Origin of the sequence: Duganella sp. HH101 (assembly GCF_001758795.1) — a bacterium.
Lineage (GTDB): Bacteria > Pseudomonadota > Gammaproteobacteria > Burkholderiales > Burkholderiaceae_D > Rugamonas > Rugamonas rivuli.
This window is the reverse complement of the sequence record NZ_LRON01000048.1, coordinates 1-13,047: the sequence shown is the minus strand read 5'-3', so window position 1 is coordinate 13,047 and position 13,047 is coordinate 1. Positions and strand designations below refer to the sequence as shown.

Sequence of the window (13,047 nt, the reverse complement as noted above, 5' to 3'; positions counted from 1 at the left end):
GGATAGCAGCATCGAGTACCTGGGCCGTATCGACCACCAGGTCAAGCTGCGCGGCTTCCGTATCGAACTTGGTGAGATTGAATCCACGCTTGCAGCCCTGGAGCCGGTGCGCGACGCGCTGGTGCTGGCACGCGAGGACGTGGCCGGCGACCAGCGGCTGGTGGCCTACCTGGTGGCGCACGATGGCGAGCAATTGCCGGATGACGCCGGACTGCGCGCCGCCTTGCTGGCATCGCTGCCGGAATACATGGTGCCTGCCCACTTCGTGGTGCTGGACCAGCTGCCATTGACGCCGAACGGCAAAGTGGACCGCAAGGCCTTGCCAGCGCCGGATATGGCACGCAGCGAAGAAGGCTACGTGGCGCCGCGCACGGCGGCCGAAGAGGCCATGGCCGATATCTGGGCCGGCGTGCTCCATCTGGACAAAGTGGGCGTGCACGACAACTTCTTCACGCTGGGCGGCCACTCGCTGCTGGCGATCACGCTGGTGGAGCGCATGCGCCGCGCCGGCCTGAATGTCGACGTACGGACCTTGTTCGCCACGCCGACCATCGCTGCACTGGCCGGAGCGTCGGGTGGTGAAAACAACGACATCGTGGTGCCGGCCAACGGCATCGTGGCCGGTAGCACGGCGATCACGCCGGAGATGGTGACGCTGGTGAAGCTGGACGAGCAGGAGATCGCACGCGTGGTCGCGGCGGTTCCGGGCGGCGCCGCCAACATCCAGGATATCTATCCATTGGCGCCTCTGCAGGAAGGTATCCTGTTCCATCACATGATGAGCGAGGAGGGTGACGCCTACTTGCTGCCTAGCCTGATGCAGTTCGACAGCCGCGAGCGGCTTGACGGCTTTGTCGCGGCCTTGAACAAGGTCGTGGCGCGCCACGACATCCTGCGTACGGCCATGCATTGGGAAGGCTTGAACGAAGCGGTGCAGGTGGTCTGGCGCGAGGCGCATCTGGTGGCCGAGCAGGTCAACCTGGACCACGCGGCTGACGTCGCAAAGGACCTGGCGGAGCGCTATCATCCGCGCCATTACCGACTGGACGTGCGCCAGGCGCCGCTGATGCGCGCGTTTGTCGCACAAGATAAGGCGCGGGATCGCTGGCTATTGCAGATTCTGGCCCACCACCTGGCGATCGATCACAGCACGCTAGACATGCTGGTCGCGGAAGTGCGCACGCTGCTGCAAGGCCGCGCCGACGAACTGCCGCCGGCGCTGCCGTTCCGTAATTTCGTCGCCCAGGCCCGTCTCGGCGTGAGCCAGGCCGAGCACGAGGCCTACTTCGGCGCAATGCTGGCCGACGTGGATGAACCGACCGCGCCATTCGGCCTGCTCGACGTGCAGGGGGACGGCACGGGCATTGTCGAGTCGCACCGGATGGTCGATGGCGATCTGTCGCGTCGTTTGCGCCGGCAGGCACGCCAGCTGGGCGTGAGCGCTGCGAGCGTCATGCATCTGGCATGGGCGCAGGTGCTGTCCAAGGTCTCTGGCCGCGACGATGTGGTGTTCGGCACCGTGCTGCTGGGCCGTATGGCCGGCGGCGAAGATGCGTCGAGCGTACTGGGGATGTTCATCAACACGCTGCCAGTGCGCTTCAAGCTGGGCGAACAAGGCGTGGCAAAAGCGGTGCGCTCCGCGCACGACATGTTGACGCAATTGCTCCGTCACGAGCACGCGTCGCTGGCACTGGCGCAGCGTTGCAGCGGCGTGGAGGCGCCGATGCCATTGTTCTCGGCCTTGTTCAACTATCGTCATAGCGTAGCCCCGCAGGCCAAGAGCGGTGCGGATGTTGATATCGCTTTGCAGGGCGTAGGCATGATCAGCAGTGAAGAGCGCACCAATTATCCGGTCACGTTCTCGGTTGACGATCTGGGTGAGGACTTCGCACTGACGGCGCAGCTCAATGTGACGGTGTCGGCGCAGCGCGTATGCGAGTACATGCACGCCGCCGTCGAGCAGCTCGTGGCGGCGCTGGAAGCCGCGCCGGACAGCGCGGTTGGCGCCATCGACGTGCTGCCGGCATCGGAACGCCGGCAGTTGCTGGTGGAATGGAACGACACGGCCTGCGATTATCCATCGACGTCGACGATGTCGGCGTTGTTCGAGGAATGGGCGGCATCGTCGCCGGACAGCGTGGCGCTCGTGCACGAAGGCGAACAGTTGACGTATGCCGAGCTCAATGCGCGAGCGAACCGCCTGGCGCATCACCTGCGCACACTGGGCGTGGGCCCGGACGTGCTGGTGGGCCTGTGCGTGGAGCGTTCGCTGGAGATGGTGGTAGCCCTGCTGGGCATCCTGAAGGCCGGCGGCGCCTATGTGCCGCTGGACCCGGCCTATCCGGCCGACCGCCTGGCCTACATGCTGGAGGACGCGGCGCCGGCGGTGCTGCTGACCCGGCAACGCCTGCTGGCCTCACTGCCGGCCAGCGAAGTGCCTGTATTCCTGCTGGACGCCGACGCGGCGTCGCTCGATGCCTGCGACGCCACCAATCCGTCCAGCGTCGCCTCGGCCGACAACCTGGCTTATGTGACTTATACATCCGGCTCGACCGGCAAGCCGAAGGGTGTTCAGATCAACCAGCGGAACGTGGCGCGCCTGGTTAAATCAAGCGATTACGTGGAACTGAACGCATCGAGCCGCATCCTGCAACTGGCGTCGCTGACGTTCGACGCCAGCACGTTCGAGATCTGGGGCGCGCTGTTGAACGGCGCGCGCCTGATCATCGCTGAACCGGGCATGCTCTCCGTGACGCAGATCGGCGCGGCCCTCGAGGCCCACGCGATCGATACCTTGTGGCTGACGTCCGCGCTGTTCAATCAGATGGTGGCCTACCAGCTGCCAAGCCTGGCCAAGGTGGGCCGCATCCTGGCGGGCGGCGAGGCGCTGTCGCCGCATCATGTCCAGCAGCTGTTGGACTACAGCCCGTCGGCACGGATGATCAACGGCTACGGTCCGACCGAGAGCACCACTTTCACGTGCTGCCATACGATTCCTGCGGGCTCGGTGGTCGGTTCGTCGATTCCGCTGGGCCGTCCTATCGCCAACACCGAGGTGTATATCCTCGACGCTGCGCTTGAACCGGTGCCGGTGGGCGCGGTGGGCGAGCTGCATATTGCCGGCGCCGGCCTGGCGCGCGGCTACCTGAATCGAGCCGACCTGACGGCGGACAAATTCGTGCCGAATCCGTTCGGCGAGGCAGGATCGCGCATGTACAAGTCGGGCGATCTGGCGCGCTATCTGGAGGATGGCAGCATCGAGTACCTGGGCCGTATCGACCACCAGGTCAAGCTGCGTGGGTTCCGCATCGAGCTTGGTGAAATCGAGAGCGCGTTGGCAGCGCTGGAGCCGGTGCGCGACGCACTGGTGCTGGCCCGCGAGGACGTGGCGGGAGACAAGCGGCTGGTTGCGTATTTGGTCGCGCGCGAAGACGCGCAGTTGCCGGAGACGGAAGGGCTGCGCGCCGCCTTGCTGGCGTCGCTGCCGGACTACATGGTGCCTGCGCACTTCGTGGTGCTGGAGCAGCTGCCATTGACGCCGAACGGCAAAGTGGACCGCAAAGCCTTGCCGGCGCCGGACATGGCGAACAACCAGAAAGGTTATGTCGCCCCTCGGACGTCGGTAGAAGAGGCGCTTGCCGGCATCATTTGCGAGGTGTTGTCATTAGATAAAGTGGGCATCTATGACAATTTCTTCCATTTGGGCGCAAATTCTTTGTCTTTAATGCAAATTATATCCAAAATACAAGTGTTTTTTGATGCTAAAATTGACATATTGCAAGGATATTCAGCGCCAACTATTGCTGCGTTGGCCGAAGGCATCGAGCTTGCTATGGAAAAGGAACGCATCGATCGGTTGAAATCCGAAGACATATTTTCGGAGATTCAGGATTTGTTAAGCCACAATCAAGAATAGAGACTGCAGAAGAATGAAAAAAGAAGATTTTGTTGTTTTTTATCGTCAGTTGTCCGAAACTAAACGTGCCCAAGCCCGGGCACTGATGATTCAAAAAGGCATAGATTTTTGGTCCTTTCCTATCGTAAGTAGAGCAAAAGATCTTCTGCATTTAAGTCTTTCATTCTCGCAGCAGCGGCTTTGGTTCCTCGATCAGTTAGAGCCCGGCGGCGCGTCCTATAACGTCCCAGCAGCAGTCCGGCTGACCGGACAATTGGACTTGGCGGCGTTGGAGGGCGCACTGAACGAGATCGTCCGCCGACATGAGGCGTTGCGCACCAGCTTTGCCAGCGTGGACGGCACGCCAGTCCAAGTGATAGCGCCCGAACTGCGACTAACGTTGGAGTCGAGGGATCTGTCGGACCTGCCGCAAGCCGAGCGCGAAGCCAAGGCCCGCTCGCTGTTTCACGCCGAAGCGCAAATGCCGTTCGATCTGGCGGCCGGACCGCTGATACGCGCGCGCCTGCTGCGCCTGAGCGATACCGAGCATATCGTCCTGCTGACGATGCACCACATCGTTTCCGATGGCTGGTCGATCGGTGTTCTGGTGCGTGAAGTGGCCGCGTTGTACGGCGCCTACGTTCAGCGGCAGCCGTCGCCGCTGCCCGAGTTGCCGATCCAGTACGCGGACTTCGCCCATTGGCAGCGCCAGTGGCTCAGCGGCGAGGTGCTGCAGCGGCAGCTCGATTACTGGCAAGGACACCTTGCCGGTGCGCCGGCCCTGCTTACGCTGCCCACCGACCATCCGCGTCCCGCACATCAAAGCCACCGTGGCGCGACGCAGCAGTTCACGCTGTCGGCAGCCACGACGGCAGCCCTCAATGCGCTGAGCCGCCAGACTCAAAGTACGCTGTTCATGACGCTGACGGCGGCCTTCAACATACTGCTGTCGCGCTACGCGGGGCAGGACGATATCTGCATCGGTACACCGATCGCCAATCGTAGCCGGTCCGAGACCGAAGGGCTGATCGGCTTCTTCGTCAATACCCTGGTGCTGCGGACGCAAGTGGATAGCGGCGCGAACTTCCTGCAGTTGCTTGAACTCGTGCGCCGCAACACGCTGGACGCCTACGCCCATCAGGATGTGCCGTTCGAACAGCTGGTGGAGGTGCTGAAACCTGAGCGCCACACCAGCTATACGCCTCTGTTCCAGGTGATGCTGGTGCTGCAGAATACGCCGATGGGCGCATTGACGCTGCCGGGGCTGACATTGCAGGGATTGGAAGCAGAAGGGGTACAGGCGAAGTTCGACCTGACATTGACGTTCACGGAGGGCGCGGAGCACCTGAACGGCAACATCAGCTACAACACCGACCTGTTCGAGCCGTCGACGATGGCGCGCATGGCGGCGCACTTCACCCGGCTGGTGGAGGCCATCGTGGCCGATCCGCAGCGCCGCATCCAGGATCTGGACATGCTGGGCGACGCCGAACGCCGTCAGCTGCTGGTGGAGTGGAACGACACCGCGAGCGGCGTGGCTCCATCGGGGACCATCCACGCGCTGTTCGAGCAGCGCGCTGCGGCGTCGCCGGAGAGCGTGGCGCTGGAGTATGAGGATGCGTCGCTGACGTATGGCGAACTCAATGCGCGGGCCAACCGCCTGGCGCACCACCTGCGCACGCTGGGCGTGGGCCCGGATGTACTGGTGGGCCTGTGCGTTGAACGTTCGCTGGAGATGATCGTCGGCTTGCTGGCTATCCTGAAGGCCGGCGGCGCCTACGTGCCGCTGGACCCTGCCTATCCTGCCGACCGCCTGGCCTACATGCTGGAGGATGCAGCGCCTGCGGTGCTGCTGACGCAACAGCGCCTGTTGCCTGCGCTGCCGGCCAGCGATGTGCCGGTGTTCCTGCTGGACGCCGATGCGGCATCGCTCGATGCCTGCGACGCCACCAATCCGTCCAGCGAAACGCAGGCCGGCAACCTGGCCTACGTGATCTACACATCCGGTTCGACCGGACGGCCAAAGGGCAGTCTGCTGCAGCATGAAAACGTGCTGCGCCTGTTCAGCATGACCGACGAGTGGTTCGGCTTCAATGCCGAAGATGTGTGGACGCTGTTCCACTCGTACGCCTTCGATTTCTCGGTTTGGGAAATCTGGGGCGCGCTGCTGTACGGTGGCCGTCTGGTCATCGTGCCATACCTGGTTTCGCGCTCGCCCGATCAATTCCACGGCTTGCTGGTGCGTGCGGGCGTGACGGTGTTGAACCAGACGCCATCGGCATTCCAGCAACTGGTGGAAGCCGATCGCCATCAGGCCGGGGCTTCAGCCCTGCGCCTGCGGCATGTGATCTTCGGCGGCGAGGCGCTCAACCGCGCCGCGCTGGCCCCATGGTTCGACAAGCATGGCTACGAAGCGCCGGCGCTGACGAATATGTACGGCATCACCGAGACCACGGTTCACGTCACGCGGCAGTTGCTGCAGCAGGACGGCACGGCATCCAATTCGGTCGGCAGGCCGATTCCCGATCTGGCGTCGTACATTCTGGATGCCGGCTTGAACCCCGTGCCGGTCGGCGTGGCTGGTGAGCTGCATATCGCCGGCGCAGGCCTGGCGCGGGGTTACTTGAACCGGGGCGACCTGACGGCCGACCGGTTCATTCCGAACCCGTTCGGCGCGGCCGGCAGCCGCCTGTACAAGTCGGGCGACCTGGCGCGCTACCTTGAAGACGGCAGCATCGAATACCTGGGCCGTATCGACCATCAGGTCAAGCTGCGCGGCTTCCGTATCGAGCTCGGTGAAATCGAAGCCGCGCTGGCGTCGCTGGAACCGGTGCGCGAAGCGCTGGTGCTGGCGCGCGAGGACGTGGCGGGCGACAAACGCCTGGTCGCGTATCTGGTCGCGCACGATGGCGCGCAATTGCCCGACGCGGCAGGCCTGCGCGCGGCGCTGCTGGAGTCGCTGCCGGAATACATGGTGCCGGCGCACTTCGTGGTGCTGGAGCAGATGCCGCTGACGTCGAACGGCAAGGTGGACCGCAAGGCGCTGCCGGTGCCGGAACTGGCGCGCAGCGAAGATGGTTATGTGGCGCCGCGCACGGCGGCCGAGGAGATCATGGCCGGTATCTGGGCCGGTGTGCTCAAGCTTGACAAAGTAGGTCTGCACGACGACTTCTTCGCGCTGGGCGGCCACTCGCTGCTGGCGACGCAGCTGGTGTCGCAGATCCGCAGCGCGTTCGAAGTCGAACTGCCGCTGCGGGCGGTGTTCGAAGCGCCGACCATCGCCGGACTGATGCCGCAGCTGGATGCGGTGCTGGGTGGCTTGCTGGCGGCGCCGATGGTGCCGGTCGGCCGCGATGCGGCCATGCCGCTGTCGTTCGCGCAGCAGCGCCTGTGGTTCCTCGATCAGTTCGAACCGGGCAGCGCGTTCTACAATATTCCGGCTGCGGTCCGTTTGAACGGCCAGCTCGACGTGATGGCGCTGCAGGGTGCATTGAACGAGATCGTACGCCGCCACGAAGCCCTGCGTACCAGCTTTGCCAGCGTGGACGGCACGCCGGTGCAGGTGATCGCACCGGAATTGCAACTGGCGTTGGAAACGACCGACCTGTCCGACCTCCCGCATGCGGAACGCGAGGCCAAGGCGCAATGGCTGGTGCAGGACGAGGCGCACACGCCGTTCGACCTGTCCACCGGCCCGCTGATCCGCGCGCGCCTGCTGCGCATGAGCGATTCGGAGCACATCGTGCTGTTGACCATGCACCACATCGTCTCGGACGGCTGGTCCATCGGCGTTCTGGTGCAGGAAGTGGCCGCGCTCTACGGCGCATACGTCCAGCAGCAGCCATCGCCGCTGCCGGAGCTGCCGATCCAGTACGCCGACTTCGCGCACTGGCAGCGCCAGTGGCTCAGTGGCCAGGTGCTGCAACAGCAGCTCGATTACTGGCAAGGCTACCTGACGGGCGCGCCGGCTTTGTTGACGCTGCCGACGGACCATCCGCGCCCGGTGCATCAGACCCATCGCGGCGCGACGCAGCCGCTCACACTGTCGGCCACCACCACGGCGGCCCTCAATGCGCTAAGCCGCCAGAAGCAAAGCACCTTGTTCATGACGCTGACGGCGGCCTTCAATGTGCTGCTGTCGCGTTACGCCGGGCAGGACGACATCTGCATCGGCACGCCAATCGCCAACCGCAACCGCGCGGAAACCGAAGGTCTGATCGGCTTCTTCGTCAATACGCTGGTGCTGCGCACGCAAGTCGATCATGGCGCCAGTTTCCTGCAATTGCTAGACCAAGTACGCGCCAACACGCTGGACGCGTACGCGCACCAGGACGTGCCGTTCGAACAACTGGTCGAAGTGCTCAAGCCGGAGCGCCATACCAGCCATTCGCCGCTGTTCCAGGTGATGCTGGCGTTGCAGAACGCGCCGATGGACGCGCTCACGCTGCCCGGCCTGACCTTGCAGGCCATGAACGATGAGTCCGCGCAGGCCAAGTTCGATCTGACGTTCACGTTCACGGAGGAAGCCGGATGCCTGAACGGCAGCATCAGCTACAACACCGACCTGTTCGAACCATCGACGATGGCGCGCATGGCGGCGCATTTCACCCGGCTGGTGGAGGCCATCGTAGCCAACCCTGAGCGGCGCATCCAGGACCTGGACATGCTGGATGACGCCGAGCGCCATCAACTGCTGGTGGAATGGAACGACACGACGACTGCCGGCGTACCGGCTGGGACCATCCACTCGCTGTTCGAGCAGCGTGCTGCTGCATCGCCGGACGCCGTGGCGCTGGAGTATGACAATGTATCGCTGACCTACGGCGAACTGAATGCGCGGGCGAACCGCGTGGCGCACCATCTGCGCACTCTGGGCGTAGGCCAGGATGTGCTGGTGGGGCTGTGCGTGGAACGCTCGCTGGAGATGGTGATTGGCCTGTTGGCCGTACTGAAAGCCGGTGGCGCCTATGTGCCGCTGGACCCGGCCTATCCGGCCGACCGCCTGGCCTACATGCTGGAGGATGCGGCGCCTGTGGTGCTGTTGACCCAGCAACGCTTGCTGGCCTCACTGCCTGCCAGCGAAGTGCCGGTATTCCTGCTCGACGCCGACGCAGCGTCGCTGGATGGCTGCGACGCCACCAATCCGTCCAGCGTCGCCTCTGCGGGCAACCTGGCCTACGTGATCTACACCTCCGGTTCGACGGGACGTCCGAAAGGCGTGACCATCGCGCATGGTTCGGCGTTGAATCTGCTCGATGGCCTGGTCAAGACCGCCTACGCGCAGTTCGGCGACCTGGCCGGCGTGCGCGTGGGACAGAACGCGTCGTTGTCTTTCGATGCGTCGGTCCAGCAATGGCTGTTGCTGACGCAAGGCGTGACGCTTTGCCCGATCCCTGATCAGGTGCGCAGCGACGGCGAGCAACTGGCGCAGACCATCAAGCAACTGCGTCTGGATGCCTTCGACTGCACGCCGTCGCAGCTGGGCCTATTGCTGCAAGCGGCCGGTGCGGACGCATTGCCTTCCTGTCTGCTCGTCGGCGGCGAAGCCATCCCGCAACAGCTGTGGGAACAATTGAAGCAAGCGCCGGCAAAGCGCAGCTTCAACGTCTACGGCCCGACCGAGGCGACCGTGGACACGACCGTGTGCGCCATCGCGGACGCCGGCGAGGTACCGGTGCTTGGCCGGCCGATCGGTAATGCGCAGGTCTATCTGCTGGATGCCGCCCTCAATCCGGTGCCGGTGGGCGTGGCCGGCGAGTTGCATATTGCCGGTGCCGGCCTGGCGCGCGGCTACCTGAACCGAGCCGACCTGACGGCGGACAAATTCGTGCCGAATCCGTTCGGCGCTGCGGGCAGCCGCATGTACAAATCGGGCGACTTGGCGCGCTATCTGGAAGACGGTAACATCGAGTACCTCGGTCGTATCGACCACCAGGTCAAACTGCGTGGGTTCCGCATCGAGCTTGGCGAAATCGAGGCTGTACTGGCAGCGCTGGAGCCGGTGCGCGACGCACTGGTGCTGGCCCGCGAGGACGTGGCGGGCGACAAGCGGCTGGTCGCGTATCTGGTCGCGCACGATGGCGAGCAATTGCCTGATGCCGCCGGACTGCGCGCCGCCTTGCTGGCATCGCTGCCGGAATACATGGTGCCGGCGCACTTCGTGGTGCTGGACCAGCTGCCATTGACGCCGAACGGCAAAGTGGACCGCAAGGCCTTGCCAGCGCCGGATATGGCACGCAGCGAAGAAGGCTACGTGGCGCCGCGCACGGCGGCCGAAGAGGCCATGGCCGATATCTGGGCCGGCGTGCTCAATCTGGACAAAGTGGGCGTGCACGACAACTTCTTCACGCTGGGCGGCCACTCGCTGCTGGCGATCACGCTGGTGGAGCGCATGCGCCGCGCCGGCCTGAATGTCGACGTGCGGACCTTGTTCGCCACGCCGACCATCGCGGCACTGGCCGGAACGTCGGGTGGTGAAAACAACGACATCGTGGTGCCGGCCAACGGCATCGTGGACGGTAGCACGGCGATCACGCCGGAGATGGTGACGCTGGTGAAGCTGGACGAGCAGGAGATCGCACGCGTGGTCGCGGCGGTTCCGGGCGGCGCCGCCAACATCCAGGATATCTATCCATTGGCGCCTCTGCAGGAAGGTATCCTGTTCCATCACATGATGAGCGAGGAGGGCGACGCCTACCTGCTGCCTAGCCTGATGCAGTTCGACAGCCGCGAGCGGCTTGACGGCTTTGTCGCGGCCTTGAACAAGGTCGTGGCGCGCCACGATATCCTGCGTACGGCCATGCATTGGGATGGCTTGAACGAAGCGGTGCAGGTGGTCTGGCGCGAGGCGCATCTGGTGGCCGAGCAGGTCAACCTGGACCACGCGGCCGACGTCGCAAAGGACCTGGCGGAGCGCTATCATCCGCGCCATTACCGACTGGACGTGCGCCAGGCGCCGCTGATGCGCGCGTTTGCCGCACAGGACAAGGCCAATGGCCGCTGGCTGCTGCAAATCCTGGCGCACCACCTGGCGATCGATCACAGCACGCTCGACATGCTGGTCGCGGAAGTGCGCATGCTGCTGCAAGGCCGCGCCGACGAACTGCCACCGGCGCTGCCGTTCCGTAATTTCGTTGCCCAGGCCCGTCTGGGCGTGAGCCAGGCCGAGCACGAGGCCTACTTCGGCGCGATGCTGGCCGACGTGGATGAACCGACCGCCCCATTCGGCCTGCTCGACGTGCAGGGCGATGGCACGGGCATCGTCGAGTCGCACCGGATGGTCGATGGCGATTTGTCGCGTCGTTTGCGCCAGCAGGCACGCCAGCTGGGCGTGAGCGCTGCGAGCGTCATGCATCTGGCATGGGCGCAGGTGCTGTCCAAGGTGTCTGGCCGCGACGATGTGGTGTTCGGCACGGTGCTGCTGGGCCGTATGGCCGGCGGTGAAGATGCGTCGAGCGTACTGGGGATGTTCATCAACACGCTGCCGGTGCGTTTCAAGCTGGGCGAACAAGGCGTGGCGCAAGCGGTGCGCTCCGCGCACGACATGTTGACGCAATTGCTCCGTCACGAGCACGCGTCGCTGGCGCTGGCGCAGCGTTGCAGCGGCGTGAAGGCGCCGATGCCGCTGTTCTCGGCGCTGCTCAACTACCGCCATAGCGTGGCGCAGAAGGCGGGCGACGCGGCATGGCAGGGCGTTGGAATGCTCAGCAGCGAAGAGCGCACCAATTATCCGGTCACGTTCTCGGTCGACGATCTGGGCGACGACTTTTCGCTGACGGCGCAGGTCAGCGCAAGCGTGTCGGCACAGCGCGTATGCGAGTACATGCACGCCGCCGTCGAGCAGCTCGTGGCGGCGCTGGAAGCCGCGCCGGACAGCGCGGTTGGCTCCATCGACGTGCTGCCGGCATCGGAACGCCACCAACTGCTGGTGGAGTGGAACGACACGGCCGACGCATCCCTGCTCGATGGAACGCTGCACGAGCTGTTTGAGCGCCAGGTCCTGGCGGCGCCGCATCAGGTGGCGTTGGTGTACGAAGATGAGCAGCTGACCTATGCCGAACTGAATGCGCGGGCGAACCGCCTGGCGCATCATCTGCGCACGCTGGGTGTAGGCCCGGACGTGCTGGTGGGCGTATGCACGGAGCGCTCGCTGGAGATGGTGGTAGGCCTGATGGGCGTATTGAAAGCCGGCGGCGCGTACGTGCCGCTGGACCCATCCTACCCGGCCGACCGCCTGGCCTACATGCTGGAGGATGCGGCGCCTGCGGTGCTGCTGACGCAGCAGCGCCTGCTGTCGGTGCTGCCAGCCAGCGAAGCGCCTGTATTCCTGCTGGACGCCGACGCGGCCTCGCTGGACGCATGCGACGCCACCAATCCGTCCAATTTGACGTCGGCGCGCAACCTGGCCTACGTGATCTACACCTCCGGTTCGACCGGCCGTCCGAAAGGCGCAGCCATCGACCACGCGGGTATCGTTAACCGTCTGCGCTGGATGCAGCAGGCTTACGAGCTGACGCCGCAAGACCGCGTGCTGCAGAAAACGCCGTTCAGTTTCGACGTCTCGGTGTGGGAGTTCTTCTGGCCGCTGATGGAAGGCGCGCGGCTGGTGCTGGCGAAACCGGGCGGCCATCAGGATGTGGCATACCTGTCGCAACTGATCGCGCAGCAGGGCATCACGACGGCGCACTTCGTTCCGCCGATGCTGGAAGTGTTTGCGAACGCGGCGCCGGTGGAGCAGGGCGCAACGCTGCGCCAGGTGATGTGCAGCGGCCAGGCGTTGCCGTGGGAACTGCAGCAGCGCTTCCTGGACCAGTGGCGTCATGTGGCGTTGCATAACCTGTACGGTCCGACGGAGGCTTCGGTCGACGTCACCTACTGGCGTTGCGACGCGGAGAGCGAATTGTCCTGCGTGCCGATCGGTCATCCGATCGCCAATACGCAAATCCACATTCTGGATGCGGGCTTGAACCCTGTACCGATGGGCGTCGCGGGCGAGCTGCATATAGCGGGCGTCGGCCTGGCGCGCGGCTATGTGAAACGTGCCGACCTGACGGCGGACAAATTCGTGCCGAATCCGTTCGGCGAGGCCGGATCGCGCATGTACAAATCGGGGCGATTTTTGGCGCGCTATCTGGAGGATGGCAGCATCGAGT

General features: G+C 64.5%; 2 protein-coding genes. Both read left to right on the top strand.

Annotated features, from left to right (window positions below):
- Positions 1-3,916: non-ribosomal peptide synthetase (locus tag DUGA2_RS31920; RefSeq protein ID WP_141753451.1), on the top strand; the 3,916-nt coding region annotated here is incomplete at its 5' end.
- A 13-nt stretch (positions 3,917-3,929) separates the two neighbouring features.
- Positions 3,930-13,047, top strand: a 9,118-nt coding sequence (locus DUGA2_RS31915; RefSeq protein ID WP_141753450.1) for a non-ribosomal peptide synthetase, incomplete at its 3' end; no start/stop codon positions are given.